The organism is Rhizobium laguerreae (assembly GCF_019778565.1).
In the GTDB taxonomy this organism is placed as follows: domain Bacteria; phylum Pseudomonadota; class Alphaproteobacteria; order Rhizobiales; family Rhizobiaceae; genus Rhizobium; species Rhizobium laguerreae.
In genome coordinates this window covers 471165-498021 of the sequence record NZ_JAAXQT010000004.1, presented here as the reverse complement: position 1 = coordinate 498021, position 26857 = coordinate 471165, and the positions used below count along the sequence as shown (strand labels likewise).

Genomic DNA, 26857 nt, shown 5'->3' with positions numbered 1-26857 from the left:
AGCTCCCGAAACAACGCACTTAGTCCCCGGCGGGCCGGCCTCATCTCCTCAACCTGAAGGGGCAGGCCGCCCGCTGGGAATCAATTCTTATCCAGACCGTAGCAGGAATGCAAAGTCCTGACAGCGAGTTCTGCATAGGGACCGTCGATCAGGATGGAAATCTTGATCTCGGAGGTGGTGATCGCCTTGATGTTGATGCCTTTTTCGGCAAGTGCACGAAATGCGGTAGCGGCAACGCCCGCATGGCTGCGCATGCCGATACCGATGACCGATACTTTCACCAGCCCCGATTCGTTCTGCACGACATCGTAGCCGATCTTCTCCTTATGGTCGCCGAGCACCTTGATCGCCTTCTCGACGTCGCCTGACGGTACGGTGAAGGTCATGTCGGTCTTCGACCCGTCCTCGGAAATATTCTGGACGATCATGTCGACATTGATATGGGATTCGGCGAGCGGCCCGAAGATTGCCGCGGAAACGCCCGGCCGATCGGCAAGACGGCGAAGCGAGATCTGAGCCTCATCCTTGGCATAGGCGATGCCGGTGACTACTTCCTGTTCCACGATTTCATCCTCGTCACAAATCAGCGTTCCGGGCGGGTTCAGCAGATCGCCCATGCCCGGAGCATCGGGATCTTCGAATGATGAGCGCACGAAGGTGCGCACCTTATGCACCATGGCAAGCTCGACCGAGCGCACCTGTAGTACCTTGGCGCCGAGCGAGGCCATTTCCAGCATTTCCTCAAAGGCGATCTTCTTCAGCCTGCGCGCCTTCGGTACGATGCGCGGGTCGGTCGTGTAGACGCCGTCGACATCAGTATAGATATCGCAGCGGTCTGCCTTGACAGCTGCCGCGATTGCGACGGCCGAAGTGTCCGATCCGCCGCGTCCGAGCGTCGCGATCCGGTTGTCGGGTCCCAACCCCTGGAAGCCGGAGATGACGGCGACCTGTCCCTCGCCCATCCGCTTAACGATGTCGGAGCCGTCGATCTCCATGATCCGTGCCGCGCCATGCGCATTGTCGGTGCGGATCGGGATCTGCCATCCCTGCCAGGACCGCGCATTGATATCCATCGCCTGCAATGCGATCGCCAGCAGACCGGAGGTCACCTGCTCGCCGGATGCGACCACCGCGTCATATTCCCGCGCATCGTAAAACGGAGAATTGGCGCCGATCACCTTCGGCGTGCCCTGGACCCAGCCGACCAGTTCATTGGTCTTGCCGGACATGGCCGAGACGACCACCGCCACCTCGTGCCCGGCATCGACTTCGCGTTTTACGTGGCGGGCAACGTTCTTGATGCGGTCCAGGTCAGCGACGGACGTGCCGCCGAATTTCATTACGATGCGTGCCATATGCCTCTACCACGACTGGCGCCGGGAAAGCGGAAAACCGGACCCGGCATCACGAAAGCTCTGGGGCAGACCGCTTGGGCCAGAGAGCCGGATTCCCAACTTCCGGAACCGCTCTAAAAGCCCAGGCCCCAAAGACCCCAAGTTGCGGCGTCTCTTAGCGAGTTTGGCGGGGGGAGGCAAGCACGCGCGATAAAAGCTATTGGCGAGCGGTTCCGCGCTCACCAATCCCCTGATCTGCGCCCCTTGACTTATGCCCCCGATCGTCCGACTTCACATGTCACGAATGAAGGAGTGGACGATGACGGAAGGCGCCAGAAGCACGATCGACCAGGGCGAAGTGGACCGCTTCTCGGCGATGGCGGCGGAGTGGTGGAGCCCGACCGGCAAGTTCAAACCGCTGCACAAGTTCAATCCCGTTCGGCTCGCCTATATCCGTGACAAGGCCTGCGAGAATTTCAGCCGTGATCCGAAAAGCGTGCGCCCGCTGGAGGGGCTGCGCGTGCTCGATATCGGCTGCGGCGGCGGCCTGTTGTCCGAACCTGTCGCCCGCATGGGCGCTTCCGTCGTCGGCGCCGATCCGTCCGAGAAGAATATCGGCATCGCCTCCACTCATGCGAAGGCCTCCGGCGTCTCGGTCGACTATCGCGCCGTCACCGCCGAGGAGCTGGCGGAGGCTGGCGAGACCTTCGATATCGTCTTGAACATGGAAGTTGTCGAACACGTCGCCGACGTCGAGTTCTTCATGACCACCTGCTCGAAAATGGTCCGCCCCGGCGGCCTGATCTTCGTTGCCACCATCAACCGCACGATAAAGGCGGCAGCGCTTGCCATTTTCGCCGCCGAGAACATTCTGCGCTGGCTGCCGCGCGGCACGCATCAGTATGAAAAGCTGGTACGCCCGGAAGAACTGGAAAAGCCGCTGGTGGCAAGCGGCCTTGAGATCACCGACCGCACCGGCGTCTTCTTCAATCCGCTGTCGAACCAGTGGAACCTGTCTAAGGATATGGACGTCAATTATATGCTGCTAGCAAAGCGGCCGGCATAGTTCCCACCGTCAACAAGCCGGCTACACTTTCAGCAGTACGACATGCAGGCAGCAGTGCGACATGCAGGCCGAAATTGTAGACGGCCACTCGGACTGCATGGTCAGTTCACGTCCTCCGGCAAAACGGGAATGGCCGCGATCTCGATGCCTTCTTCCAAGAGCGCCTGCGCCTCGTCGACCGTCGCCTGGCCGATGATGCCGCGGGCCTCGGCCTCGCCGTAATGGATCTTGCGGGCTTCCTCGGGAAATTGCGTGCCGACGTCCTCGGAATTGGCCTTGACCGCAGCAACGGCCTCCTTGAGTTTTTGCAAGGCCTCGCGGCGCATGGCATCCATTGCCAGCGTCTGCATCGTGTCTTTCCCACGCGCGGTCGATACCGACGGCGCCATCAACAGCTTGGAAATGGCGGCGGAATGACAGACCGGGCAGGTCAGAAAACCGGTTTCGACCTGACGATCGAAATCGGCGCTTTCCGAAAACCAGCCTTCGAATTCATGGGCATTGTCACAGGTGAGGGAATAGCGGATCAAGCGGCGACGCCTCCGGCGATTGCGTCCGCAATCCTTTCGACCGAGAATTCCCGCCCATTCCTCAGGTTCGGGATCTTGTCATGCGCAGCCTTGACCGCGCTCGGATCGATCTCGGCGACGATGACCGCCTCACCGGTGGCGCCGGCCGACGCCAGCACCGTGCCCCAGGGATCGACGATCATCGAATGGCCGAAAGTCTCGCGCCCATCCTCATGCGAGCCCGCCTGCGCGGCAGCGATAACGAAGACCCCGTTCTCGATCGCGCGTGCCCTGAGCAGGATCTCCCAATGCGCTTCGCCGGTCTGCTTGGTGAAGGCGGCAGGAACTGTCATCACCTCGGCGCCGGCAACCGCCTGGGCGCGGAAGAGGGCGGGAAAACGTACGTCGTAGCAGATCGCGAAGCCAATTTCGGCAAAGGGCAGCGACAGGACGCGGGCCTCCGAGCCGGCCGTATAGGCGGCACTTTCACGCCAGCTCTCGCCATTGTCGAGGTCGACGTCGAACATATGGATCTTGTCGTAACGATTGAGGATCTTGCCGTCGGGGCCGAACAGGAAACCCCGATTGGCGATCTTGCCGTCGGCAAGGGCGATCGCCGTCGAACCGACATGCATGTGGATGCCGAGTTCCCCAGCGAGCTCTGAGCCGGTCTTGACGATGATGTCATGCGCCTCATCGGCAAGCACGGCGCGTGCCGCTGTACGGTCGCGCTGCAGCATGCCGGTCATCTCGGGCGTCTGCACATAGGTCGCGCCCTGGCCAGCGGCCTCGCGCACCAGCCGTGCCATGGCGGCGGCATTCTTCACCGGGTCGACCCCGGAGCACATCTGGACGGCGGCGGCCTTGAAGCTCATCGGTTCTTCCTCAGGCTGCCAGCATCGGATCGAGCTTGCCGGCCCGATCGAGCGCAAAGAGATCGTCGCAACCGCCGACATGATCGGCGCCGATGAAGATCTGAGGAAAAGTGGTACGCCCGTTCGACTTGCCGATCATCTCCCGGCGAAGATCCGGCGAAAAGGTCGCGTCGTGCTCGACATATTCGACACCCTTTTCTTCGAGAAGGGACTTGGCGCGGCTGCAATAGCCGCAGAACTGCCGTGTATAGATTGTGACGGGTACCATAGTCTCTCCAGACCGATGCCGGGTATTTCTGTCATATAGGCTCGGAGAGAGCCCTTGCAAAGGTCAAAACCGTTATGTCAGCCGCACCCGCCTTGCGCAGCGTCCGGCTTGCCGCAGCGACCGTTGCCCCTGTTGTATAGACGTCGTCGATAAGGACGATGCGCTTGCCGAAAATGTCGTTTTCGCAGCCCTTGGCGATCGCAAAGGCGCCCCTGACATTGTCTTCGCGCGCCTTGGCGCCAAGGCCGACCTGCTGGCTGGTGCGCTTGACGCGCATAAGCGTGGCGGCAAGCAGCGGCTTGCCCGAGAGCTTTGCCATGTGGCGGGCAAGCTCGGCTGCCTGGTTGAACTTGCGCGTCAGCATACGGCTACGGTGCAGCGGCACCGGCATCAGTGCATCGCAGCTTTCGACCGTCCCGTCGGAAGCGCGCAGCATCCAGGCTGCCATCATCGGCGCCAGATCGGTGCGATCGCGATATTTGAGCCCATGGACGAGATCGCGGACCGCGTGGTCGTGGGTCGCCGCCGACCGCAGCCGGTCGAAGGGCGGCGGGTTGGCGATCGCCTCGGCGCTGAGGATGCCGGCACCGAGATCGTGCGAGAAGGGAATGCCGAGCACCTCGCAATAGGGTCGTTCGATGAAGCGGATGCCGGACCAGCATTTCGCGCAGAGCCCGCGATGGCCGCCGGTCGAAATGCCGCAGACGGAGCAGGCGGGCGGATAAAAGAAATCGGCAAGCGCCGAAAACGGTCGCAAGAGATGCGCCCGCAAGAACTCTGACGGATTTTCGACGTTGATCAGTCTCATGCCGCAGAGATTAGCGCATAACCCCGAAAATCGGAATCGATTTTCGGAAAGGATTATCCGCAGATTCAAAGTGATAGAGCGTCCTTAGCGCGTCCTGTGGAAGCGCTAAGGACGCACTAGCGTGTTCTTCGCGAAAGGAAAATCGTCTTGCCGCGCAGGCAGTGCGGGACTAAGGACATCGCCATGGAAACGATCTTCGACAAAGCCGTGATCGCCGCACATCGGCGTCGCGCGCTTGTAAACAACGACCCGAAAGCCGCCTTCCTGCTCGACGTTGCCGCTGAAGAGATGGCCGAGCGGCTTACGGTGGTCGAGCGGACCTTCGGAACCGCCGTCGAACTGCATGGCGCGACCGGTGCTGCCGCCCGGGCCGCACTGGCAACGGGCAAGATCGGCACGATGATCCGCGTCGAAAGTGAGAAGGCCTATGCCGGGCCGGACGAAATCTTGATCGAGGCGCCGCTCGAGGACGTACCGCTCGAACCACAATCGGCCAATCTCATCCTTGCGCCGCTCAGCCTGCATCTGACCAACGATACGCCGGGTGTCTTCATCCAGATCCGCCGCGCCCTGAAGCCCGACGGCTTGTTCCTGGCCGCGATCCCCGGCGCCGGCACGTTGCAGGAACTGCGTGACGTGCTGCTGGCCGCCGAGGTCGAGATGACAGGCGGCGCAAGCCCGCGTGTCATTCCCTTCGCCGATGTGCGCGATGTCGGCAGCCTCATGCAGCGCGCCGGCTTCACGCTGCCGGTGATCGATGCGGAGAATTATACGGTGCGCTATGATTCGCTCTTTCCCCTGATGCGGGATCTAAGGGCGATGGGCATGAGCAATCCGCTTGCAGCCCGCGCCCGGATGCCGCTGACACGTGCCTTCTTCCTGCGCGCAGCGGAGATCTACGCCGAACGTTATTCCGATACCGATGGACGTATCCGCGCCACCTTCTCGATCATCTATGTTTCGGGATGGGCTGCCCACGAGAGCCAGCAAAAGCCGCTCAGGCCGGGTTCGGCCAAGGCGCGCCTTGCCGATGCACTGAAGGTGGACGAACACAAGCTCAAGCAGTAGCCGCCGGCTACTTCTTCAATTCACCGTCATATTGTTATCGATCACGTTGAAGACGTCCTGCAAGGCGCCGGTGAAGAACCCCAGACCGGAGATGAGTGCGCCACAAATGAGGGCGGCGATCAAGCCATACTCAATTGCCGTCGCACCTCTGCGATCTGCAAGAAATGCTTTCAAAATACGCATTATTACGAGACCCTCTGAGCGAGACCGACGGCAAACGACCAATTCCACGACCATCGGGCGACGGCCGGCATTTTTCAGCAACCGGCGCCGACGCCATAGCCCTGGACGACGCAGACCGAACCGGGCGTATCCTGGAGGACGCTGCGGCGGATCGTATACCGCTTGCCACTCTCAGTCTTTGGGATTGATCCCGTAGTGATCGTATCGAAATCCGCCGGAGCACTGGCAAAGACGCTTTTCTTCGAGGAATCCGCAAGCATTGGCGTCAGGATAAGCGTCAGCGCGACTACCGCCGTGCCGAACAGGAGGGCGATATTCAGCGCACCCGTCCTGCGCGAGGCAGACGAGGCCCGTTCCTTTTCCCGGACAGCTTTCCAGAAATCATCGTCCATGAGGTCAAGCCTTTTAATACACGCACGCCAGATGCTTGATTGAGGCCGATCTTTGGCAGAAGGTGTTAAACGATCCATTAATATCCACAGCCGAAAATGGTGTGGCACAATAATAATCAGATAATGCTAAAGTAAATCCTGCAACATCGGGATGAGCGGCTCGTCGGCCGGCGGCATCGGGTAATCGCGCAGCGCCTGCGGACGCACCCATTTCAGCGCCTGCCCCTCCCGGCCCTGGGGAATGCCCTCATAGCGCCGGCAGATATAAAGCGGCATCAAAAGGTGGAAGGTCTCGTAGGAGTGGCTGGCAAAGGTAAGCGGCGCGAGACAGGCGATCTTGGTGTGGATGCCGAGCTCTTCTTCGAGCTCGCGCACCAGCGTTTCCTCCGGCGTCTCACCGGGCTCGACCTTGCCGCCGGGAAACTCCCACAACCCGGCGAGCGACTTTCCCTCGGGGCGCTGTGCCAACAGGATACGCCCATCGGCATCGATCAGCGCACAGGCGGCGACCAGCAATATCTTCCGGCCCGCCTCGCTCATCGCGGCTCCTTTTGCCAATAGCAATAATGATAGGCGTCGCGAAAACCGAGGCGCTCATAAAGTGCGATGGCCGGACGGTTGGACAGCTTCACCTGCAGCCAGGCCGAACGGGCGCTGCGCATGCGCGCCCAGCGCAATGCCGAGGTGAGGATTTCGGTGCCGAGCCCCTCACGCCGCCGCGCCTCGGAGACCGAAAGCGACACGATGCCGGCGAGGTCGTTGTCCTGGACGCAGAGCACGGTTGCAAGCGGGCCGTCCACCGCGTTCTCGATCATAAACAGGCCGGATGGCGGCTTGATCGCCGAAATGATCTCGGCAAGCGCCGGCTTCAGCCTCAGTGGCGCCTGGTCGACGGCGAGGTTGGCGTCGACGAAACGACCGACATCATGGGTCGGCAGGTGATCGAGCGTATCCGGCAGCTCCGCCTCGGCAAGGTCGCATGTCATCACCACCGTATCGTCGAAGCGCGTCCAGTTCTGCGCGCGCAGAAGTTCGATCAGCACCGGCGAGGCAAGCGGCGTCTGGCGGACCACGGCGGCGCGGCCATAGGCCTCGAACTTCCGGCTCGCCTTTTCCAGGCGGATTTCGACGTCGCGATGATCCGAGGGATCGAGCGGTACGATCGAGTTCAGCCGGTTGGACGGGTGACCGGCCGTCAGCCGCACCTGCCAGCTGCCGTCATATTGCACGGAAGCCGCCGGCCAGGCGCGGAAGCCAACGGCCTCCAGCCTACGCACCAGTGGCAGATTGTGTGAAGAAATGGATGCCTGCGCCAATGAACGATCAGCTCCGATAGTCGCCATTGATCGCAACATATTCCTTGGTGAGGTCGCAGGTCCAGACGGTTGCCGAACCAGTGCCGAGCCCGATATCGACTTTGACGGGGATATCCTGCGCCTTCATGACGTCCGAGGCAGCCGCCTCGGAATAATCGGGATCACGCTCGCCATTGACGGCGACCCTGATATCGCCGAACCAGATGGCGAGCCGGTCGCGGTCGGCCATCTCGCCGGATTTGCCGACGGCCATGACGATACGGCCCCAATTGGCGTCTTCGCCGGCGGCCGCGGTCTTGACCAGCGGCGAATTGGCGATCGACAGCGCGATGCGCTTGGCGGCGGCATCGCTCTCGGCCCCCGTCACGGTGATTTCGAGCATCTTGGTGGCACCCTCGCCGTCGCGCACCACCTGCAGCGACAGATCCTTCAGCACTTCGTTGAGCGCGGCCCGGAAGGCGGCAAGCCGCGGGTCGTCGGCGCGTTCGATGCGGGCCTGGCCGTCCTCGGCCGCCGCACCCGTCGCAAACAGCATCAGTGTGTCCGAGGTGGAGGTGTCGCTGTCGACGGTCATGGAATTGAAGGTCGGGCCGACGCCGTCGGACAGCAGCGCCTGCAGCGCGGCAGGCGCAATGTCGGCATCGGTGACGACGAATGAGAGCATCGTTGCCATATCAGGCGCGATCATGCCGGCACCCTTGGCGATACCGTTGATCGTCACGGCCACGCCGCCGATCTCGGCGCTGCGGGTCGAAACCTTCGGATAGGTGTCGGTCGTCATGATCGCCTTGGCGGCCTCGAACCAGAAATCGCCGGTCGCTTCGACCTGCATCCGATCTAGAACGCCTGCGAATTTGGTGGCATCGAGCGGCTCGCCGATGACCCCGGTCGAGGCCAGGTAGACCTCGTTTTCGGCGCAGCCGACGGCAGCGGCAGCCGACTTCGCCGTCAGCGCGGTCGCCTGGCGGCCCTTCAGGCCGGTGAAAGCATTGGCATTGCCTGAATTGACGACGACGGCACGCGCGCTGCCATGGGGGAGATTGGCCCGGCAGAAATCGACCGGCGCCGACGGGCATTTCGAGCGGGTAAAGACGCCCGCGACAGCCGCCGGCTTATCGAAGACCATCATCAGCACGTCGGTGCGGTTCTTGTACTTGATGCCGGCGGAAGCCGTCGCCAGGCGCACGCCGCGCAGCGGCGGCATCGAGACGAAGGATTTCGGAGCGAGCGGAGAGACGGAACCGGACATGATGAGACCTGCCAATGAGCATTTCCAGGCGAAATGGAAACCGGTTCGCCGTCCGGAAATGCGACAACCACGATAGTGAAGGGCCCGGAAGAACCGGGCCCTGATGCGACTATTACTGCTGCGGCACCGGCGCGACGGGCTCGCTGCCCGGCTCCGGCTGTTTGTTTGCCTGGTCGTAACCCTTGCGCAGCGTCTCGTCCGTGATCTCGATCTTGGCGGACGCCTTCGCCTGGTTCAGAAGCGCAAGATACTTGTCGCGCATGACGAGTTGACGAACCTGATCCTGCACCTGCTCGAAGGGCGGCGGCGGGGCATCGCGCTTATCTTCGACCTTGATGACATGGAAGCCGAAATCGGTCTTGACGGGCGTCTTGGAATAGGTGCCCTTCTCAAGCGCGAAGGCTGCGTCTTCGAATTCCTTGACCATGCGGCCGCGCGAGAAATAGCCGAGATCGCCGCCTTCCGACTTGTTCGGATCGGTGGACTTTTCCTTGGCGAGTTCGGCGAAATCCTTGCCGGCGTCGAGCTGCTTGATGATGTCCTTGGCTTCGTCCTCGGTCTTGACGAGGATGTGGCGGGCGTGGACTTCCTCCTGCTTCGGCAGGGCGGCGACTTCCTTGTCGTAACGGGCTTTGACTTCGTCAGGCGTCACGATATCGACGACATGTTTCTTGAAATAGGCATTGTGCAACTCGCGGTCGGAGAGATACTGCATGCGCTTCTTGAATTCGTCGGTCTGATCAAGCTTCTCGGTGGCAGCGTCGGCGGCGAGCAGCTTCACGTCGATGGCTGCGGAAAGGGCTGCGACCTTCTTCTGGTCATCGGGAAGCTGCGCCAGCTGGGGATCGAGATTGGCGACGGCGAGGTCGAGTTCCGACTGGTGGATCTCCAGGGTGCCAACCTTGGCGATGACGGCGTCATCGGCATAGGCCGGGGCCTGGAGCGCAACAAAGGTTGCAAACGCCAGAACGGCAAGTTTGTTGGTGCTCAACATGAAATACCCTTCACAGTTACATTGCCGGTTTCAGCATCCCCTGAATCCAGCCCAAAATAGCCATCAACACTGGATTGTGGCCTTTCTGTATCCGCCAAATCCGTTGACATCATTCGACCCCCCTCTTATCTGTCACGCAACCTCGCGTCCAGAACAGTTTCCGGGCGTTTTAAGGCGCGCGCCTGATTTTCGGCTGGGCCGCGAACAAGAAACGCCGGGGATGAATATTGAGAAAGGGCCAGTCATATGGTCAGCTTTGGCGGTATAGCCCGCAAGTTATTTGGGTCTTCGAATGACCGCCGCGTGCGGTCCTACCAGCCGAACGTCACTGCCATCAACTCTATCGAAGAGAAGACGAAGGCCCTGACGGACGAGCAGCTCGCGGCAAAGACCGCGGAGTTTCGCGCCCTGCTCGCCGAGGGCAAGACGCTCGACGACATTCTGATCCCGGCCTTTGCCGTCGTGCGCGAAGCCTCGCGCCGCGTTCTTGGCCTGCGACCTTTTGACGTACAGCTGGTCGGCGGCATGATTCTGCATTCGAATGCGATCGCCGAGATGAAGACCGGCGAAGGCAAGACCCTCGTCGCCACCCTGCCGGTCTATCTGAACGCGCTTTCCGGCAAGGGTGTGCACGTCGTCACCGTCAACGATTACCTCGCCCAGCGCGATGCCGCCACCATGGGCCGCGTCTACGGCTTCCTCGGCATGACCATCGGGGTCATCGTCCACGGTCTCTCCGACGAGGAGCGCCACGCGGCCTATGCCTGCGACATCACCTACGCCACCAACAACGAACTCGGCTTCGATTATCTGCGCGATAACATGAAGTACGAGAAGAACCAGATGGTCCAGCGCGGCCACAACTTCGCAATCGTCGACGAAGTGGACTCGATCCTCGTCGACGAGGCGCGCACGCCGCTGATCATCTCCGGTCCGCTCGACGACCGCTCCGAACTCTATAATACGATCGACGCCTACATTCCGCTGTTGGAGCCCAGCGACTACGAGATAGACGAGAAGCAGCGCTCCGCCAACTTCTCCGAAGAGGGCACCGAGAAGCTGGAAAACCTGCTCCGCCAGGCCGGCCTCCTGAAGGGCAACGCGCTCTACGACATCGAGAACGTTGCGATCGTCCACCACGTCAACAACGCGCTGAAGGCCCACAAGCTCTTCCAGCGCGACAAGGACTATATCGTCCGCAACGACGAAGTCGTCATCATCGACGAGTTCACCGGCCGTATGATGCCGGGCCGCCGCTATTCGGAAGGCCAGCACCAGGCGCTCGAAGCCAAGGAAAAGGTACAGATCCAGCCGGAAAACCAGACGCTGGCCTCGATCACCTTCCAGAACTATTTCCGCATGTACGACAAGCTCGCCGGCATGACCGGTACGGCGCAGACGGAAGCGGAAGAATTCGCCAACATCTATAATCTCGATGTCATCGAGGTCCCGACCAACCTGCCGATCAAGCGCCTCGACGAGGACGACGAGGTCTACCGGACCTTCGACGAGAAGTTCAAGGCGATCATCGAGGAGATCCTCGACGCCCACAAGCGCGGCCAGCCGGTGCTGGTCGGCACCACCTCGATCGAGAAATCGGAACTGCTCGCCGAGCGCCTGCGCAAGCAGGGCTTCGACGACTTCAAGGTTCTGAACGCCCGCTACCACGAGCAGGAAGCCTATATCGTCGCCCAGGCCGGCGTGCCGGGTGCCATCACCATCGCCACCAACATGGCCGGCCGCGGCACCGACATCCAGCTCGGCGGCAACCTCGACATGCGCATCGAGCGCGAACTCGGCGAAGTCGAAGCCGGTCCGGAGCGTGACGCCCGGATCCAGGCGATCATCGAGGAGATCAAGGAACTCAAGCAGAAGGCGCTCGACGCCGGCGGCCTCTACGTCATCGCCACCGAACGCCATGAAAGCCGCCGCATCGACAACCAGCTGCGCGGCCGCTCCGGCCGTCAGGGCGACCCCGGCCGCTCGAAGTTCTACCTGTCGCTTCAGGACGACCTGATGCGCATCTTCGGCTCCGACCGCATGGACAGCATGCTGACCAAGCTCGGCCTCAAGGAGGGCGAGGCGATCGTCCATCCCTGGATCAACAAGGCCCTGGAGCGCGCCCAGAAGAAGGTCGAAGCCCGCAACTTCGACATCCGCAAGAACCTCCTGAAGTATGACGACGTTCTCAACGATCAGCGCAAGGTGGTCTTCGAGCAGCGCCTCGAACTGATGGAATCGACCAATATTTCCGAGACCGTTTCCGACATGCGCCGTGAGGTGATCGAGGACATGGTCGAAAAGCATATCCCAGAGCGCGCCTATGCCGAACAATGGGATGCCGCCGGCCTGAAGACCGGGGCTTTGAACATCCTCAATCTCGACCTGCCGGTCGAGGACTGGGTGAAGGAAGAAGGCATCGGCGAGGACGACATCCGCGAGCGCCTGACGGAAGCCGCCAATGCGGCCTTCACGGAAAAGGCCGAGCGTTTCGGCGACGACATCATGCATTATGTCGAACGCTCGATCGTCATGCAGACGCTCGATCATCTCTGGCGCGAGCACATCGTCAACCTCGACCATCTGCGCTCCGTCATCGGCTTCCGCGGCTATGCCCAGCGCGATCCGCTGCAGGAGTACAAGTCGGAGGCCTTCGAGCTCTTCACGGCGCTGCTCAACAATCTGCGCGAGGCCGTCACCGCTCAACTGATGCGCGTCGAACTGGTGCAGCAGGCCCCTGCCGAGCCTGAACCGCCGCTGATGCAGGCCCATCACCTGGATCCGACGACCGGCGAGGACGATTTCGCCCCGGCGATCTACCAGGCGTCGGAAGTCGTTTCTCCTGAAAACCGCAACCCGGATGACCCAGCCACCTGGGGCAAGGTCGGCCGCAACGAGACCTGCCCCTGTGGTTCCGGCAAGAAATACAAGCACTGCCACGGCGCCTTCGAGCAGGTCTGAGGCAAGCCCGCAAAGATCCGCGAAAATGCCGCCTTCGGGCGGCATTTTCTTTTCTGCGGCAATGCCGGAAAGCCGGAATTTCAGCGTCGGGCGGCAGACCCTATCCGGAACCGTTTCTTAACCCTGTTCTGTCAAGACTTCAGGGGCGATTTGCCTGACCTCAGAGTTTTGCGTGTTCATCATGGCGGTCATAGAAACAGCGGAGAAGATGCTGCCCGCGGGCCTGCGCCCGATCGGCGGCCGCACGCTGCGTTTGCTTGCTGCCGTGCTCACCGAGCGCGGTGAGAGGGCGGCCGCCCAGCGCATGGCGCTGACGGCCTTTTCGATCCGTATCCTCAGCGCCGCACTCGCCTTCGTCTCGCAGATCGTGCTCGCCCGGCTGATGGGAGAATATGAATACGGCATCTTCGTTTTCGTCTGGGTGCTGGTCGTCGTCTTCGGCGATCTCTCATGCCTCGGTTTCCACACCGCGATCGTCCGCTTCCTGCCGCAATACAGGGCAGCGGGCGCTTTCGAGGAAATCCGCGGCCTGACCGGCACGGCGCGCATCTTTGCGCTGCTGTCCGGCACGGCAGTGCTCGCAGCCGGCATGCTCGGGCTGCATTTCTTCGGCGGTATGATCCAGGTCTATTATCTCGTTCCGATCTTCATCGGCCTGCTCGCCATGCCGATGATCGCACTCGGCGACATTCTGGAAGGCACGTCACGGGCAAACCATTGGCCGGTGATGGCGCTGGGCCCGGTCTATATCGCCCGCCCGATTCTCATCATCCTCTTCATGCTGATCGCGATTGCCATCGGCGCCGAACACACGGCCGTCACCGCGATGCAGGCAGCGCTCGCCGCCACCTACGTCACTGCTCTCGGCCAATATGCCGCAACGCTCTACCGCTTTCGCCGGCATTATGACGACGGCCCGCGCAAGGTCGACTTCCTCGCCTGGTTCAGCGTCGCCTTTCCGATTTTCCTGATCGAGGGCGTGAGCTTCCTGCTGACCAATTCCGACGTCGTCGTCGTCGGCATCTTCCTCGAGCCGCACGATGTCGCCATCTACTTCGCCGCCGCCAAGACGATGGCGCTGGTGCATTTCATTAATTTCTCGGTCAAGGCAGCCTCCGGCCCGCGCTTTTCCTCGATCATCGCCGAAGGCGACCAAGACCAGTTGGCAGCAGCTGCCATCGACTCCGCGCGCTGGACCTTCTGGCCGGCGCTCGGGGTCGGCCTTGTCGTGCTTGCGGCCGGCCATCTGCTGCTGTCGCTCTTCGGCGGCGCTTTTACATCAGGTTATCTGGTCATGGCGATCCTGCTCGCCGGCATCCTCGCCAAATCGCTGGTCGGCCCGGCCGAAACGCTGCTGATGATGGCGGGCAAGCAGAACCTCTGCGTCGCGCTCTATGCCGGCGCACTGACGGCCAATGTCGGCCTCAACCTCGCTTTGATCCCGCATTACGGCATCGAAGGCACGGCGATCGCCACGGCCTCCGCCATGGCCGTTGAGGCAATCCTGCTGCATGTCGCCGTGCGCCGCACCCTCGGCATCGTTCTTTTCGCCTTCGCCAGCCCCTCCGCCGCAACGCCAGAAATGAGAGTTCGATAGATGGTGCGTGTTCCCCCCGTTACCGAAAGTACCGACAGCGCAGCAAACCGCATGGTGCATGATCTCGCAGCGCTGCATTTCGAAGCGCCGCAGGCCGAGGCCCGCGCCGAGATCGGCCGGCCGGGGCGCGAGCTCTGCCTCTATCCGGGCAAGCTCGGCTATGAGCTTCAGGATGAGCTCGATTTCCTCTCCAACCGGGCGATGGAACCGAACGTCTTTTTCTCCGGCCGTTTCCTCGCCCCCGCCATGCCGCGGCTCGAAGACCGGCAGGTGAACTTCGCCCTGATCCGCGATCACAATGCCGGCCGCAGCCGCATGCGCTTCCTCTTGCCATTTTCGGTCGACAAGCCGGGCTTTGCCGTCGGCCCGTCAATCATCCGCGGCTGGTCGAACAGCTTTGGTCCGCTCGGCACGCCGCTCGTCGATGGCGAGGATGCCGCCGAAACCCTCGACAACCTCTTCGACGGGCTGACCGCGCGTGATCTCAATCTGCCCAGCATAATGGTCCTGCCGGATCTCAGGCTGAACGGGATCTTCGTGCGCATGGTCAAGGCCGTTGCGCTCAGCCGCAATCTTCCCGTCACCGTTACCAATCCATACCTGCGCCCGATGCTGCAGAGCGAGGAAGAGGCGCCGGTCTATCTCGGCAAAACCATCTCCTCCTCGCATATGCGCGAGATGCGCCGCCAGTGGCGCCTGCTGGAGGAAAAGGGAACCGCGGTCTATGCCGTCGCCCGCCAGCCGCGCGAAATCCATACCCGCTTCGAGGAATTCCTGGCGATGGAAGCCGGTGGCTGGAAGGGCAAGCGGCGAAGCGCTCTCGTCACCGATCGTTATCACACGGCATTCGCCCGCGAGGCGGTGTCGAACCTTGCCGCCGGCGATGCCGTGCGCATACACACGATCGACCTCAACGGCAAGGCGATCGCCGCCATCGTCGTGCTGATGATGGGCGGCGAGGCCTATACCTGGAAGACCGCCTACGACGAAAACTATGCCCGCTATTCGCCGGGCAAGCTGCTGATGAGCGAACTCACCGAATGGCATCTCGACGATGCCAATATCGTCCGCTCCGATTCCTGCGCCGTCTCGGATCATCCGATCATGAGCCGCTTCTGGCAGGAGCGCGAGGAGATGGGAACGCTGGTGATCGGCCTGACGCAGAACAGCGACCGCGACATGCGCCAGGTCACCGCCCAGCTTCACATGTACCGCAGCACCCGCAATATGGCGAAGATGCTGCGCGAAAAGATCATGTCGCTTGCCGGCCGGGGCTAAGCATTCCAGCAAAATGCGTAGCGGTTCTATCCTTCGCTGGCAGCCCTTTCGCGCAGCAGCCGGCGGATCACCTTGCCGGTGGTGGTCAGCGGCAATGCATCGATGAATTCCACTTCGCGCGGATATTCGTGCATCGAAAGCCGCGTCTTCACCCATTCCCTGATGTCGGCGGCCAGCGCCTCGCTTGGATGATGGCCTGGTGAAAGCACGATATAGGCCTTGACGATTTCGGTGCGCACGGCATCGGGTTTGCCGACGGCGGCGGCAAGCTGTACGGCGGGATGGCCGATCAGGCAGTCCTCGATCTCGGCGGGGCCGATGCGATATCCCGACGAGGTGATCACGTCGTCGTCGCGTCCGTCGAAGGTAATATAGCCCTCAGCGTCCTGCCGGCCGATATCGCCGGTGAGCAGCCAGCCTTTGACGAATTTTCGTTCCGTCGCTGCCATGTCGTCCCAGTAGCCGAGAAACATGACAGGATCGGGACTGGCGATCGCGATCTGGCCCGGTTCGCCGACGGGCAACTCGTCGCCCGTCTCGCTGACGATCGCAACGCGGTGCCCGGGCACCGCCCGTCCTATGGCGCCCGCCGTGGTGACGCCATAGGCAGCGCTCGACGCAAGCACGAAATTGCACTCCGTCTGGCCGTAGAATTCGTTGACGGTGATGCCGAGCGTATGGCGCGCCCATTCATAGGTCTCGCGGCCGAGCGCCTCCCCGGCCGAACCGATGGTGCGCAGCACCAGATCATATTTCGAGCGCGGATCGGACACGGACCGCATCAATCTCAGCGCCGTCGGCGGAATGAAGGCATTGCGCACCTTCATTTCGGCCATGATGCGATAAGCCATGCCGGCATCGAATTTCTGCGCCGGCGACGAAACGACGGGAACACCGAGCAGAAGGCTTGGCAGCAGCGCGTTGAGCAGCCCCCCGGCCCAGGCCCAGTCGGACGGCGTCCAGACCTTATCGCCCGGCCGCGGAAACCCCTCATGGGCGAACTGCATGCCCGGAATATGGCCGGGCAGGACGCGGTGGCCATGCAACGCGCCCTTGGGCGGCCCCGTCGTTCCCGACGTGAAGATCATCAGCGCCGGGTCGTCCGGACCAGTTTTGGCGATGTCGAAGACAGGGGGATGGCCATCCACCAGTTCGGCAAAAGCAGTCGCATCGGCACACGTCCCGTCGATGCTGACGATATGCTTCAACGCCGGCAGGCGTCCGCGGATCTGCCGGATGCGTTCGAGACCAAAGCCGTTGGTGACGACGGCCGCGGCACCTGCCGCCTTCAGCCGATATTCCAGCGCCTCGACGCCGAAGAGCAGCGCCAGTGGCAGCGCAATCGCGCCGGTCTTGTAAATCGCCACATGTGCGATCACCGTTTCGAAGGATTGCGGCAATAGCAGCGCGACGCGATCGCCGCGTTTGATATCTAGTGAGACGAGCGCATTTGCGAAGGCCGAGGAACGATCGGCGAGCGCGCGATAGGTCATCGCACGGTGATCGCCGTCGGGGCTGAAATGCTCAAGGCAGACGCGCTCCGGATCTTTCGCGGCCCAGTCGTCGCTGACGGCGCGGCCGATATTGAAATCCTCCGGAATCCGCCAGGAGAAATCGCGATAGAGATCGTCATAGCGATCGTGGGACGGCAGTTGCATGGTCGGATTCCGGTAAAATGCTGCATCAGCTAACATCTTGCGGCGCTGATGTGCAAGCTGCAGCCGGAATCGACAGCGATGAGCCTCAGAAGGCGATCACGGATCATTGTGCGCATGCAGCATAGATTCTTCATCTGCCGCCCTGCGACTTTGGCCATCTCGCGCTAAATCATGGAAAGCCGCCTGGGGTTATCAAATTCATCACGGAGCCGTTTCATGGAATACGCAAAATTTGGCAAGACCGGTCTCGAAGTGTCGAAAATCTGCTTGGGCTGCATGACCTTTGGCGATCCCGGCCGGGGCAATCATGCCTGGAGCCTCAGGGAAGAAGAAAGCCGGACGATGATCAAGCAGGCGATCGACCTCGGCATCAATTTTCTCGACACCGCCAACACCTACTCCAATGGTTCCTCGGAGGAGATCGTCGGCCGGGCCATAAAAGACTTCGCCAAACGCGAGGACATCGTGCTGGCGACCAAGGTGTTCAACCGCATGCGGCCGGGCCCGAACGGCGCCGGCCTGTCGCGCAAGGCGATCTTCGACGAGATCGACAACAGCCTGCGTCGCCTCGGCACCGACTACGTCGATCTCTACCAGATCCACCGCTTCGACTACACGACGCCGATCGAGGAAACGCTGGAAGCGCTGCACGACATCGTCAAATCGGGCAAGGCCCGTTATATCGGCGCCTCCTCCATGTATGCCTGGCAATTCGCCAAGGCGCTTTACGTCTCCAGACTGAACGGCTGGACCGAATTCGTCAGCATGCAGGATCACCTGAACCTGCTCTACCGTGAGGAGGAGCGCGAAATGCTGCCGCTCTGCGAGGATCAGAAGATCGCCGTCATCCCCTGGAGCCCGCTTGCCCGCGGCCGCCTGACTCGCGACTGGGACGAGACGACGGCCCGCAGCGAAACCGACGAATTCGGCAAGACGCTCTACACCCAGTCCATCGATGCCGACCGCAAGATCGTCGGGGCCGTGGCCGAAATCGCCAAAGCCCGCAACATCTCCCGCGCCCAGGTCGCAACCGCCTGGATCCTGCAGAAGAATGCGGTGACCGCCCCGATCATCGGCGCGTCCAAACCGAACCACCTCACGGACGCCGTTGCCTCGCTCTCGGTCAAGCTTACCGACGAGGAAATCGCTGCACTGGAGGCACCCTACATCCCGCATGCCATCGCCGGCTTCAAGTAGCCGCTGGCTTCTCGGTCCTCAGGCACATGCAAGATAGATCCCTCTCCACGTGGAGAGGGAGATCGAAACCAGCGCCATTCGCGACTGAGATTATGTCTGGCTTTCAGGATCGAGCTGCCGGCGCATCGTCACCAGAAACTGCTCGGCAAGCGCTCTGTCTTCGACAGCACGAGCAAGAATGACGGCACCCATCATCGATGAGAGTGTCGTCGTCGCATTGGCGCGGCGCTCCTCTTCCGTTTCCCCGGGAACGATATCGGCAAGCGTGTCGACCAGCACAGACAGCCCATCGCTGAAGACCGCGCGGACCGCGCCGCGGCTGCGGCTGACTTCCTGGATCAGCGTTGCAAAGACACAGCTGCCGCCCGGATCGTCAACCGTGCGCCAGTGGATATAATGATCGAGAAGCGCTGCCAGCGGCCGGTCCGGCGATTCGGCGATATGCTCCTTCCAGCGCGTCTCGACCTTGTCGATCAGCTTGCGGCTGACCTCAAGCGCCAAGTCGTCCTTCGAACCGAAATGACCGTAAAAGCCGCCATGCGTCAGCCCGGCCGCCTTCATGATGTCGGCAACGCCGACCCCGTCGAAACCGTTTTCGCGGAAAAGCACGCCGGCAACGCTCAGGATCTTTTCGCGGTTCTCGGCAAATTTTTCGCGGCTGACCCGCATTTGTCATCTCCAGAAATAGTCGCTTGACAAAATATATGACGTCCATCATCAATACGCAAGAAATATGATGACCATCATGTAAATCGGTCCTGTATTTCCCGAACCTGAATTCAACCGGAATCTTGCCCATGGTTTCCACCGTCCTCGCCTCCACCCTTGCCCGGCGCAACATCCACTACGGCTGGGTCGTCGTTGCCGCGACCTTCCTCACCATGCTGGTCACCGCCGGCGCCATGGGCGCACCCGGCGTGCTCATAAAGCCGCTGCAGGACGAGTTCGGCTGGGAGACCTCGCAGATTTCCTCGGCCCTTGCGATCCGCCTGATCCTGTTCGGTTTCATGGGTCCGTTCGCCGCTGCCTTCATGAATTATTTCGGCGTGCGCAAGGTCATCGTCTTCGCACTGGCGCTGATCGGCGCGGGCTTCGTCGGTTCGCTGTTCATGACGACTCTGTGGCAGTTGCTGCTGCTCTGGGGCATCGTCGTCGGCTTCGGCACCGGCCTGACGGCGATGGTGCTCGCCGCGACCGTCTCTTCCCGCTGGTTTACCAAGCACCGCGGCCTCGTCGTCGGCATGCTCTCGGCAAGCTCGGCCACAGGCCAGCTCGTCTTCCTGCCGCTGATGGCGGAGCTGACGGAACGCTACGGCTGGCGCTCGACGGTGTTTTTCGTCTGCGCCATGATCATGGTCGCAGCCCTTGCCGTGCTGGCTTTCATGCGCGACCGCCCGGCCGACCTCAACCTGCCCTCCTTCGGCGAAACGCAGGTAACGCCGCCGCCGGCAAGCACCTCGCTTGGCGTCGCGCTGATGACACCGATCACTGTCCTCAGAGAAATCTCGAAGACCTCGACCTTCTGGATCCTCTTTGCCACCTTTTTCATCTGCGGCCTCAGCACCAACGGCCTGATCCAGACCCATTTCGTCACCCTTTGCGGCGATTTCGGCATCGTGCCGGTGGCCGCCGCCAGCGTGCTGGCTGTCATGGGCATCTTCGATTTCTTCGGCACCATCGGTTCCGGCTGGCTGTCCGATCGCTTCGATAATCGCTGGCTGCTGTTCTGGTATTACGGCCTGCGCGGCCTGTCGCTGCTCTACCTGCCCTTCAGCGATTTCAGCTTTTACGGCCTCTCCATCTTTGCCGTCTTCTACGGCCTCGACTGGATCGCGACCGTGCCGCCGACCGTCAAGATCGCCGCCGACCGCTTCGGCCCTGAAAAGGTCGGCCTCGTTTTCGGCTGGGTCTTTGCCGGCCATCAGCTGGGAGCCGCGACTGCCGCCTATGGCGCCGGCCTCTCGCGCACGGAGCTTTCGAGCTACCTGCCCGCCTTCTTCGTCGCCGGTGCCTTCTGCCTGCTGGCCTCGATTCTGGCGATCACGCTGAAGAAGTCCGGCCTGAGCAGCCCGGCCCCCGCCGCCGCCCATTGATATCAGACGGGATCCGGCCTCCAGCGAGGCCGGATCTCTCTACCGGATCAGTCCGATAACTTCGTTTGCCGGTCTTGCGCGTCCGGGCGCTCGCATGTTAGACAGCCGCCCGTTCATATCCGTTGCCCCATTGGCGGAATTGGTAGACGCGCTCGACTCAAAATCGAGTTTCGAAAGAAGTGCTGGTTCGACTCCGGCATGGGGCACCAGCCTACGCTCTGCGAGCTTCGGCTCGGCAAGCCGAAGAGAGCAGCTAAGCGGAGGCTGTCGCGCCGTAGTTCCGTCAGGAACGAAGGCGGACCGGTTCTATAATGCTCCGGTTAGCTGCACCATCATCTCAAATGGCTAGCCTGCTCAAAGAACCGATGGCCCTACGGAACGAATTTCGCATCTAAGCGAAGCTTACTTATTCTTCAGCAGCCACATCTTGCCGGCCATCGTGATGCCGTAGACGTCTTTTGATGCGTCGTCATCCAGGTGCCGCCTTTCGAGAAAACCCGGCTCCTTCAACTCGCCCAACGTCTTGGCAGTGACCGACTTTATTTTCTGAGGCCGCTCTTTCCACCGGTCAGTTTTGGCGTAAGTCACTGTCGCGTTCTCGTGCGTCCATTTATTGGCTGGCTGAGGATAAAGGTCTCCATCCCTGGCGAGTTTAAGTGCGGCGATCTGGGACGGCGTAAGCTCAATCATTCTAAAAAATCCTGTGCGGGCGGTGTTTGCGCTAGGAATGCGCTTTTACCAAAGGCGTGCTCATAACACCGACAGACGACTTTCACCACTGCATTGAGATATTCGTGCCACGAAAGGCGAAAACCCGGCTCGTCGGAACCGGGCTTCGCCCTTATCGCATATTTTTTCGTTAATAGCAGCGCCGGACCGTCCTGGTGACCTCGCCTTCGTCGGTCTGTCGGGTGACGCTCCTGGTTTCGCAGCCATTATCGCGATAGCGGCGGTGCCCACGTTCGCGCACGGCACCGAAAGTGACGCCACGTTCGCTGATGGTGATGCCGGGTCTTACCCGCTCGTGGCGATAGCCATCGTCATAGGAACGCTCTCTGACATAAACGCTGTCGGCAAGAACAGGCGCTGCAAACGAGCAGGCGGCAAGGGCCGCCACAGTACAGTTCAAGATGATCTTCCGCATGCCGTTTCTCCTTTCTTGATGAAAAGGCAACGAGACAAGACGCAGGTGGTTCCAACATCGGTGACGGCCGGATGGTGCCTTGAACGACGTCTGCGCCTCACTAGCCAGGATTGAGAACAAAGGCCTCAAACTGTAGCCCATCCCCCAAATCAACTGTTTAATTTTGCTCGCGCTTCGTCCAAAGTGGCCGCCGCGATCACAAGTGAGGGCGGACGTGCATCAGGAAGTAGGACTTATCGCGACGGTCGCCGTCAGTTTCGTTTTCGCGGCGATCCTGGGCTATGGCGCCGACCGGCTTCGGCTGCCTCCACTCGTCGGCTACCTGATGGCGGGCATCCTGATGGGGCCGTTCACGCCGGGCTTCGTCGCCGATACCGCCCTTGCCGGCCAGCTCGCCGAAATGGGCGTCATCCTGCTGATGTTCGGCGTCGGCCTGCATTTTTCCGCCTCCGACCTGCTCGCCGTGCGCGGCATCGCCGTGCCTGGCGCGATCGGACGGATTATCCTCGCGACCCTCTTGGGCATCGGCCTTTGCAAACTCTGGGGCTGGAGCCTCGGCGCCGGCATCGTCCTCGGTCTCAGCCTGTCGGTGGCGAGCACTGTCGTGCTCTTGAAGGCGCTGGAGGAGCGCAATCTCGTCAACGCGGCAAGCGGACGCGTCGCCGTCGGCTGGCTGATCGTCGAGGATTTGGTGATGGTGCTGGCGCTGGTGCTGCTACCGGCCCTCGCAGAGCTTCTGGGCGGCAACGCCAGCACTACGACCAACCACGGCCTCGGCGACCTGCCGCTGGCGCTGACGATCGGCCTGACGCTGCTGAAGGTTGCGGCCTTCGCCGCCATGGCGATCTTCCTCGGCCCTCGCATCGTGCCCTGGCTGCTGACGATGATCGCCCGCACCGGCTCGCGCGAACTCTTTACGCTGACGGTGTTGGCGATCGCACTCGGCATCGCCTTCGGCTCGGCGGCAATCTTCGGCGTCTCCTTTGCACTCGGCGCTTTTTTCGCCGGCGTCGTCATGAGCGAATCCCAGCTCAGCCACAGGGCCGCCGCCGACTCGCTGCCGTTGCAGAATGCCTTCTCCGTGCTGTTCTTCGTCTCCGTCGGCATGCTCTTCGATCCCTCGATCCTGGTGCGCGAGCCGCTGGCCGTGATCGGCGCGCTGGCGCTCGTCATCCTCGGCAAGGGCATCATCACCTTCCTCATCGTCATGCTGCTCAGATATCCGATCAGCATGGGACTGACATTAGCCGGCGGCCTTGCCCAGATCGGGGAGTTTTCCTTCATCCTCGCCGGCCTCGGCGTATCACTCGGGCTTTTGCCGCATGAGGGTCAGGATTTGATCCTGGCTGCCGCGATCCTGTCGATCACACTCAACCCGATCGTGATCTTCGCAACCGACGGCCTGAAGAAAGTTATCCATTCGAGGTGGCCCTCCCTCTGGGAGAGCTACGGCAGAAGCAGGCAGAAGGCGCTCGGCAAAGAACTGGAAAAGATCAGGGCGCTCGGCGAAGAGCGCGAGCGCCAGCATCAACTGAAGATGCAGCAGCTGATCGAGACTTTCCCGCTGTTCTCCCAAGTCAACGAGGACGCGCAAGAGGAGCTGCTGCTGCTCTTCAAGGCGAAATCGGCGCCGCCCGGCGAACGCGTCATCCGCCGCGGCGACCGCGGCGACAGCATGTATTTCATCTCTTCGGGTGCGGTGGAAGTGCGGCTCGCCAGCGGCGCGATCCGCCTGGAGCCGGGAGCTTTCTTCGGAGAAATGGCACTGCTGACCGGCGCACGGCGCACCGCCGACGTCATTGCCGTCGATTTCTGCCAGTTCGAGGTTCTCGAACGGCGCGACTTCAACATGTTCATGTCGCACCACCCACATCTGCGCGCCGCCGTTAGCGAAATGGCCCAGAAGCGGACGGAAATGAACGTCCTGCGTCAGCAATGGGAAAAGTCGATGGACCTGTCCTGAAAAGGAAGCCGCAGCTCCCGAAGGAGCTGCAGCGTTTCGGCAAATAGTGGACTACTTGTCAGGGCAGGCTTCGCTGGTCGTCGTGCCGCTGTTGCCGCCTTGCGTCTGAAGCGACTCACCGCTCGGTTGGTCCGGGCAATTCGCCTTGTTCATCGGCATGTTCATCGAACTGGCGGAGCCATTGTTCGTCGTGCTGTTCGTTGCATTCGGATCCAGTGGTACAGTCGTGCCGCTGCCGCTGTTGCCGGTGCTGTCATATTCCGAGCTGCTCGGCGTATTGGCGCCGCTGTTGGTCGGAGCCTGCGGCGGGTTGGCCTGTGCGAAAGCCGACGTCGCCATGCCAAGGGCGAGCAGCGAGGCGGCAGCAAGTTTCATCCGCATGGGAATATCCTCCTCGGGATTTTTTGATCATGAGAAGGAAACCATGCAGTCAAGCCGTTGTTCCGACAGGCGTCGGGATTAAATACCCGGACGCGCGGCGCCGTAAGCGTGATTGCCTCAGCCCGCCGGCCAATAGCCATCGGCGCGGAAATCGTCCGGGATTGGGTCGAGCCGCGACAACGCCTCGGCTGCGAAGTCGATCTGTAGCGACAAGTGTTTGAGAGAGGCCAGCATCGGCACGCCGGTCGCGAATTCCCGGATGCGGGACAGATGATAACCGCTGTCGTCGATCCGTCGCGCGGCCTCCCGGCGCACGTCGTCTCTGCTCGGTCCCCGCCCCTTCTCGGACCGGTCATCCATTTGCACGGCCCGCCCACGGCCACCTTCGATCACTTTGAACATTCTCATGCCGCCCTGCACGTCGACCCTAAATCAGCTTGCCGCAGAATGGCCGATTCGCAATCCCGTGAAATCTTGGGAGAGGTGCTGACACCCGTCATCACGAAATTTTTTTGACGGCGGTGGCACGAAGGACACGGACGAGCATTTACAGCGCCGCGCACGGCCCCTAAAGCTCTTTTGCACTGCAACAGGAAGGAAACGGAATGCTCCGCAGACTTTACGACTGGACCATGTCTCTGGCCGCACGCAAATCGGCCGAAATCTGGCTCGCCGTCATCGCCTTCGTCGAAAGCTCCGTCTTTCTCGTTCCCGCCGACGTGCTGTTCCTGCCGATGGCGCTTGCCAGGCCGGAACGCTCCTATCGCTACGCGCTGGTCGCGACCGTCGCTTCCGTACTCGGCGGCATCGCCGGCTGGGCGCTCGGCTTTTACGCCTATGAGACGGTGGCGCGGCCGGTGCTCGAATTTTACGGCAAGCTCGATGCCTTCGAGCAGATGAAGGCCTATGTCACCTACGAGTGGATCCTGCTGCTGCTTGTCACATCAGGTCTTGCGCATTTGCCGCCGATCAAGATCGTGACGATCCTGTCCGGCGTCATTCACGTCAATCTGGGCCTTTTCATTGTTTCGGCGATTATTGCACGCGGCGCGCGTTTCCTCTTCCTCGCATGGCTGCTGCGCCACTACGGCGAGCCGATCCGTGACTTCATCGAGAAGCGCCTCGGCCAGATCGTTGGCATCGGTGCCGCTACGGTGATCGTGCTATATGTCGGCTACCGCTCTTTCGCTCACTAGGCGAGGATGATTTTCGGCCGAACAGGCCTAAAATCAATCCGCATCTCATGCTCTACTAAACTCGCGGAGCTCCGCCATGACTATTTCCTCGCCGCTCGCCCGCCCCGGCTTTGTCTATTCCATGTTGCTCGCCACCGGCATGGCGGCGGCCGTCGGCACGGCGCTCGGCTTCCAGTATATCGGCGGCTATATTCCCTGTGCGCTCTGCCTGTTGCAGCGGCAGCCCTATTATTACGCTATCCCGATCGCGATCCTGGCCGCAATCTCCGAGCTCGTCGGCCTGCCGAACTGGATCACCCGGGCGCTCATTCTCGCCGCCGGCATCCTGATGCTGGTGACGGCAGGCATGGGTGTTTATCACGCCGGTGTCGAATGGCACTTCTGGCCGGGCCCGGCCACCTGCTCGACGACGGCAAGCAGCATGACGACCAATGCCGGCGATCTGCTTGGTGAGCTCAACACCATCAAGGGCCCGTCCTGCACCGATGCGGCGCTGCGCGTGGTCGGCCTGTCTTTTGCGGGCTGGAACGTGATTGCCGGAATCCTGCTCGCAGCCTTCGCCTTTGTCGGCGTTCGCAAGGCCGCCTCGTAAAATTATGCAGCATTCGAATGGGCTGCAGCGTCCTTTGCGCCTCTGAAAGGACGCGCGGCGCTGCAGGCCGTTCGATCAGGGCTGCAGTTCGGTATCCCAATAGAGATAGTCGAGCCAGCTTTCATGCAGATAGTTCGGCGGGAACAGACGGCCGTTATTGTGCAGATCCTGCACCGTCGGCTGGTACGGCTTCTGCGCCGGAAACATGGCTGCCTGCTTCGGAAGTTTGCTGCCCTTGCGCAGATTGCAGGGCGAACAGGCTGCCACGACATTCTCCCAGGTCGTCTCGCCGCCATGGGCGCGCGGGATGACGTGGTCGAAGGTCAGGTCGTCATGGGCGCCGCAATACTGGCATTCGAACCGGTCGCGCAGGAAGACGTTGAACCGGGTGAAAGCGGGATTGCGGGAGGGCTGGACGTAAGTCTTCAGGCACACGACGCTCGGAAGCCGCATCGAAAAGCTCGGCGAGGAAACCGAATGTTCATATTCTGCAATGATGTTCACACGGTCGAGAAATACCGCCTTGATCGCGTCCTGCCAGGACCACAACGACAAGGGGTAATAACTCAGTGGCCGGTAGTCAGCGTTCAGGACGAGCGCCGGCAGGGCCTGTGGGGAGACTGCAATCGTCAAGGGACTCTCCTGATCGATTCGGCATCTGCACCTGTATATTAGGCCGGTTGTTACAGGATTGTGAAGTCCAATAAATTCAGAGGATAAAGGCATTTTGAAGAG

At 61.5% G+C, this 26857-nt stretch carries 28 protein-coding genes and 1 tRNA gene; 11 read left to right on the top strand and 18 right to left on the bottom strand.

Translation table 11 applies throughout. The features are described 5' to 3' along the window. Window positions 1-80: 80 nt before the first annotated feature. The gene (locus HFO71_RS16415) at window positions 81-1355 is read right to left on the bottom strand and encodes an aspartate kinase (protein WP_011653679.1); all 1275 of its coding nucleotides are present in this window, start codon (window positions 1353-1355) and stop codon (window positions 81-83) included. Window positions 1356-1653: 298 nt separating this feature from the next. Here HFO71_RS16415 and ubiG point away from each other — a divergent pair, with 298 nt between their 5' ends. Beyond that, window positions 1654-2400 (top strand): bifunctional 2-polyprenyl-6-hydroxyphenol methylase/3-demethylubiquinol 3-O-methyltransferase UbiG, encoded by a 747-nt coding sequence (gene ubiG, locus HFO71_RS16410; protein ID WP_077977736.1) that lies wholly within the window; start codon window positions 1654-1656, stop codon window positions 2398-2400. Window positions 2401-2501: 101 nt separating this feature from the next. Here ubiG and HFO71_RS16405 read toward each other — a convergent pair whose 3' ends face one another. The 4 genes from HFO71_RS16405 to HFO71_RS16390 are packed head-to-tail and all read right to left on the bottom strand — an operon-like array spanning window position 2502 to window position 4860. After that, entirely contained in the window at window positions 2502-2930 is a 429-nt protein-coding gene (locus tag HFO71_RS16405; RefSeq protein WP_077977737.1) for a DUF1178 family protein, read from the bottom strand. Further along, the gene (locus HFO71_RS16400; RefSeq protein WP_077977738.1) at window positions 2927-3784 is read right to left on the bottom strand and encodes a carbon-nitrogen hydrolase family protein; all 858 of its coding nucleotides are present in this window, start codon (window positions 3782-3784) and stop codon (window positions 2927-2929) included. The genes HFO71_RS16405 and HFO71_RS16400 overlap by 4 nt, the downstream gene beginning before the upstream one ends. Before the next feature lie 10 nt (window positions 3785-3794). Continuing rightward, window positions 3795-4052, bottom strand: a complete 258-nt coding sequence (gene grxC / locus HFO71_RS16395) for a glutaredoxin 3 (RefSeq protein ID WP_077977739.1) — start codon at window positions 4050-4052, stop codon at window positions 3795-3797. 31 nt (window positions 4053-4083) lie between these two features. Further along, window positions 4084-4860, bottom strand: coding sequence for a ComF family protein (locus HFO71_RS16390; RefSeq protein ID WP_131640802.1), 777 nt, complete (start codon window positions 4858-4860; stop codon window positions 4084-4086). A 183-nt stretch (window positions 4861-5043) separates the two neighbouring features. On the opposite strand from HFO71_RS16390, the gene HFO71_RS16385 reads away from it, so the two are divergent. Further along, window positions 5044-5928 (top strand): methyltransferase domain-containing protein, encoded by an 885-nt coding sequence (locus HFO71_RS16385; protein ID WP_077977741.1) that lies wholly within the window; start codon window positions 5044-5046, stop codon window positions 5926-5928. A 15-nt stretch (window positions 5929-5943) separates the two neighbouring features. Here the strand turns inward: HFO71_RS16385 and HFO71_RS16380 are convergent, their stop codons facing one another. From HFO71_RS16380 to HFO71_RS16355, 6 genes are all read right to left on the bottom strand, one after another. Next, the gene (locus HFO71_RS16380) at window positions 5944-6111 is read right to left on the bottom strand and encodes a Flp family type IVb pilin (RefSeq protein WP_221988225.1); all 168 of its coding nucleotides are present in this window, start codon (window positions 6109-6111) and stop codon (window positions 5944-5946) included. 74 nt (window positions 6112-6185) lie between these two features. Further along, window positions 6186-6503 carry a hypothetical protein gene (locus tag HFO71_RS16375; protein WP_077977742.1) on the bottom strand — a complete coding sequence of 106 codons (318 nt, stop codon included), beginning with the start codon at window positions 6501-6503 and terminating at the stop codon, window positions 6186-6188. Window positions 6504-6629: 126 nt separating this feature from the next. Further along, entirely contained in the window at window positions 6630-7043 is a 414-nt protein-coding gene (mutT, locus tag HFO71_RS16370) for an 8-oxo-dGTP diphosphatase MutT (protein WP_011653687.1), read from the bottom strand. After that, the gene (locus tag HFO71_RS16365) at window positions 7040-7846 is read right to left on the bottom strand and encodes a GNAT family N-acetyltransferase (protein WP_077977743.1); all 807 of its coding nucleotides are present in this window, start codon (window positions 7844-7846) and stop codon (window positions 7040-7042) included. The genes mutT and HFO71_RS16365 overlap by 4 nt, the downstream gene beginning before the upstream one ends. Then, window positions 7827-9068 (bottom strand): bifunctional glutamate N-acetyltransferase/amino-acid acetyltransferase ArgJ, encoded by a 1242-nt coding sequence (gene argJ, locus HFO71_RS16360; RefSeq protein ID WP_077978064.1) that lies wholly within the window; start codon window positions 9066-9068, stop codon window positions 7827-7829. The genes HFO71_RS16365 and argJ overlap by 20 nt, the downstream gene beginning before the upstream one ends. A gap of 112 nt (window positions 9069-9180) precedes the next feature. Continuing rightward, window positions 9181-10062: a peptidylprolyl isomerase gene (locus HFO71_RS16355; RefSeq protein ID WP_077977744.1), complete on the bottom strand. Its 882-nt coding sequence runs from the start codon at window positions 10060-10062 to the stop codon at window positions 9181-9183. Between the two features lie 246 nt (window positions 10063-10308). Between HFO71_RS16355 and secA the strand changes: the two genes are divergently transcribed. From secA to HFO71_RS16340, 3 genes are all read left to right on the top strand, one after another. After that, window positions 10309-13023, top strand: coding sequence for a preprotein translocase subunit SecA (gene secA / locus HFO71_RS16350; RefSeq protein ID WP_221988224.1), 2715 nt, complete (start codon window positions 10309-10311; stop codon window positions 13021-13023). A gap of 181 nt (window positions 13024-13204) precedes the next feature. Then, complete coding sequence (locus tag HFO71_RS16345; RefSeq protein ID WP_221970553.1) at window positions 13205-14620, top strand: oligosaccharide flippase family protein; 1416 nt, start codon at window positions 13205-13207, stop codon at window positions 14618-14620. After that, a complete protein-coding gene (locus HFO71_RS16340) occupies window positions 14621-15898 on the top strand; it encodes a GNAT family N-acetyltransferase (protein WP_077977746.1) in 1278 nt (425 codons plus the stop codon). A 26-nt stretch (window positions 15899-15924) separates the two neighbouring features. On the opposite strand, the gene HFO71_RS16335 is transcribed toward HFO71_RS16340, so the two are convergent. Next, window positions 15925-17556, bottom strand: coding sequence for an AMP-binding protein (locus HFO71_RS16335; RefSeq protein ID WP_077977747.1), 1632 nt, complete (start codon window positions 17554-17556; stop codon window positions 15925-15927). Window positions 17557-17772: 216 nt separating this feature from the next. Between HFO71_RS16335 and HFO71_RS16330 the strand changes: the two genes are divergently transcribed. After that, a complete protein-coding gene (locus tag HFO71_RS16330; protein ID WP_131640803.1) occupies window positions 17773-18753 on the top strand; it encodes an aldo/keto reductase in 981 nt (326 codons plus the stop codon). A 90-nt stretch (window positions 18754-18843) separates the two neighbouring features. Here HFO71_RS16330 and HFO71_RS16325 read toward each other — a convergent pair whose 3' ends face one another. Beyond that, on the bottom strand, window positions 18844-19422 hold the full coding sequence (locus HFO71_RS16325; RefSeq protein ID WP_011653696.1) for a TetR/AcrR family transcriptional regulator: 579 nt from the start codon (window positions 19420-19422) through the stop codon (window positions 18844-18846). 128 nt (window positions 19423-19550) lie between these two features. On the opposite strand from HFO71_RS16325, the gene HFO71_RS16320 reads away from it, so the two are divergent. After that, window positions 19551-20846: an MFS transporter gene (locus HFO71_RS16320; protein WP_062941157.1), complete on the top strand. Its 1296-nt coding sequence runs from the start codon at window positions 19551-19553 to the stop codon at window positions 20844-20846. A 124-nt stretch (window positions 20847-20970) separates the two neighbouring features. Continuing rightward, window positions 20971-21055 (top strand) — tRNA-Leu (locus HFO71_RS16315). A 193-nt stretch (window positions 21056-21248) separates the two neighbouring features. On the opposite strand, the gene HFO71_RS16310 is transcribed toward HFO71_RS16315, so the two are convergent. Both HFO71_RS16310 and HFO71_RS16305 read right to left on the bottom strand, forming a co-directional pair. Next, entirely contained in the window at window positions 21249-21536 is a 288-nt protein-coding gene (locus tag HFO71_RS16310) for a hypothetical protein (RefSeq protein ID WP_003543268.1), read from the bottom strand. Window positions 21537-21705: 169 nt separating this feature from the next. Further along, window positions 21706-21990 carry a hypothetical protein gene (locus HFO71_RS16305; protein WP_077977750.1) on the bottom strand — a complete coding sequence of 95 codons (285 nt, stop codon included), beginning with the start codon at window positions 21988-21990 and terminating at the stop codon, window positions 21706-21708. A 214-nt stretch (window positions 21991-22204) separates the two neighbouring features. On the opposite strand from HFO71_RS16305, the gene HFO71_RS16300 reads away from it, so the two are divergent. Then, the gene (locus tag HFO71_RS16300; protein ID WP_062941160.1) at window positions 22205-23953 is read left to right on the top strand and encodes a cation:proton antiporter domain-containing protein; all 1749 of its coding nucleotides are present in this window, start codon (window positions 22205-22207) and stop codon (window positions 23951-23953) included. 51 nt (window positions 23954-24004) lie between these two features. On the opposite strand, the gene HFO71_RS16295 is transcribed toward HFO71_RS16300, so the two are convergent. Both HFO71_RS16295 and HFO71_RS16290 read right to left on the bottom strand, forming a co-directional pair. Next, window positions 24005-24334: a hypothetical protein gene (locus tag HFO71_RS16295; protein ID WP_077977751.1), complete on the bottom strand. Its 330-nt coding sequence runs from the start codon at window positions 24332-24334 to the stop codon at window positions 24005-24007. A gap of 117 nt (window positions 24335-24451) precedes the next feature. Then, window positions 24452-24742: a hypothetical protein gene (locus HFO71_RS16290; protein WP_077977752.1), complete on the bottom strand. Its 291-nt coding sequence runs from the start codon at window positions 24740-24742 to the stop codon at window positions 24452-24454. A 197-nt stretch (window positions 24743-24939) separates the two neighbouring features. On the opposite strand from HFO71_RS16290, the gene HFO71_RS16285 reads away from it, so the two are divergent. Together HFO71_RS16285 and HFO71_RS16280 are read left to right on the top strand one after the other, a co-directional pair. Beyond that, a complete protein-coding gene (locus HFO71_RS16285) occupies window positions 24940-25530 on the top strand; it encodes a YqaA family protein (protein ID WP_065281419.1) in 591 nt (196 codons plus the stop codon). Window positions 25531-25606: 76 nt separating this feature from the next. Continuing rightward, on the top strand, window positions 25607-26122 hold the full coding sequence (locus HFO71_RS16280; RefSeq protein WP_221970551.1) for a disulfide bond formation protein B: 516 nt from the start codon (window positions 25607-25609) through the stop codon (window positions 26120-26122). A 75-nt stretch (window positions 26123-26197) separates the two neighbouring features. Here the strand turns inward: HFO71_RS16280 and HFO71_RS16275 are convergent, their stop codons facing one another. After that, window positions 26198-26755 carry an HNH endonuclease gene (locus HFO71_RS16275; protein WP_020051813.1) on the bottom strand — a complete coding sequence of 186 codons (558 nt, stop codon included), beginning with the start codon at window positions 26753-26755 and terminating at the stop codon, window positions 26198-26200. Between the last annotated feature and the right edge of the window lie 102 nt (window positions 26756-26857).

Coding starts and splice junctions, on each gene's coding strand:
- argJ (WP_077978064.1), bottom strand. CDS start 9,068: ATGTCCGGTTCCGTCTCTCCGCTCGCTCCGAAATCCTTCGTCTCGATG.
- HFO71_RS16365 (WP_077977743.1), bottom strand. CDS start 7,846: ATGGCGACTATCGGAGCTGATCGTTCATTGGCGCAGGCATCCATTTCT.
- HFO71_RS16335 (WP_077977747.1), bottom strand. CDS start 17,556: ATGCAACTGCCGTCCCACGATCGCTATGACGATCTCTATCGCGATTTC.
- HFO71_RS16345 (WP_221970553.1), top strand. CDS start 13,205: ATGGCGGTCATAGAAACAGCGGAGAAGATGCTGCCCGCGGGCCTGCGC.
- HFO71_RS16380 (WP_221988225.1), bottom strand. CDS start 6,111: ATGCGTATTTTGAAAGCATTTCTTGCAGATCGCAGAGGTGCGACGGCA.
- secA (WP_221988224.1), top strand. CDS start 10,309: ATGGTCAGCTTTGGCGGTATAGCCCGCAAGTTATTTGGGTCTTCGAAT.
- HFO71_RS16295 (WP_077977751.1), bottom strand. CDS start 24,334: ATGCGGATGAAACTTGCTGCCGCCTCGCTGCTCGCCCTTGGCATGGCG.
- HFO71_RS16400 (WP_077977738.1), bottom strand. CDS start 3,784: ATGAGCTTCAAGGCCGCCGCCGTCCAGATGTGCTCCGGGGTCGACCCG.
- HFO71_RS16290 (WP_077977752.1), bottom strand. CDS start 24,742: ATGAGAATGTTCAAAGTGATCGAAGGTGGCCGTGGGCGGGCCGTGCAA.
- HFO71_RS16355 (WP_077977744.1), bottom strand. CDS start 10,062: ATGTTGAGCACCAACAAACTTGCCGTTCTGGCGTTTGCAACCTTTGTT.
- HFO71_RS16285 (WP_065281419.1), top strand. CDS start 24,940: ATGCTCCGCAGACTTTACGACTGGACCATGTCTCTGGCCGCACGCAAA.
- HFO71_RS16280 (WP_221970551.1), top strand. CDS start 25,607: ATGACTATTTCCTCGCCGCTCGCCCGCCCCGGCTTTGTCTATTCCATG.
- HFO71_RS16375 (WP_077977742.1), bottom strand. CDS start 6,503: ATGGACGATGATTTCTGGAAAGCTGTCCGGGAAAAGGAACGGGCCTCG.
- HFO71_RS16305 (WP_077977750.1), bottom strand. CDS start 21,990: ATGCGGAAGATCATCTTGAACTGTACTGTGGCGGCCCTTGCCGCCTGC.
- HFO71_RS16310 (WP_003543268.1), bottom strand. CDS start 21,536: ATGATTGAGCTTACGCCGTCCCAGATCGCCGCACTTAAACTCGCCAGG.
- HFO71_RS16390 (WP_131640802.1), bottom strand. CDS start 4,860: ATGAGACTGATCAACGTCGAAAATCCGTCAGAGTTCTTGCGGGCGCAT.
- HFO71_RS16330 (WP_131640803.1), top strand. CDS start 17,773: ATGGAATACGCAAAATTTGGCAAGACCGGTCTCGAAGTGTCGAAAATC.
- HFO71_RS16340 (WP_077977746.1), top strand. CDS start 14,621: ATGGTGCGTGTTCCCCCCGTTACCGAAAGTACCGACAGCGCAGCAAAC.
- HFO71_RS16385 (WP_077977741.1), top strand. CDS start 5,044: ATGGAAACGATCTTCGACAAAGCCGTGATCGCCGCACATCGGCGTCGC.
- HFO71_RS16325 (WP_011653696.1), bottom strand. CDS start 19,422: ATGCGGGTCAGCCGCGAAAAATTTGCCGAGAACCGCGAAAAGATCCTG.
- HFO71_RS16320 (WP_062941157.1), top strand. CDS start 19,551: ATGGTTTCCACCGTCCTCGCCTCCACCCTTGCCCGGCGCAACATCCAC.
- mutT (WP_011653687.1), bottom strand. CDS start 7,043: ATGAGCGAGGCGGGCCGGAAGATATTGCTGGTCGCCGCCTGTGCGCTG.
- ubiG (WP_077977736.1), top strand. CDS start 1,654: ATGACGGAAGGCGCCAGAAGCACGATCGACCAGGGCGAAGTGGACCGC.
- HFO71_RS16415 (WP_011653679.1), bottom strand. CDS start 1,355: ATGGCACGCATCGTAATGAAATTCGGCGGCACGTCCGTCGCTGACCTG.
- grxC (WP_077977739.1), bottom strand. CDS start 4,052: ATGGTACCCGTCACAATCTATACACGGCAGTTCTGCGGCTATTGCAGC.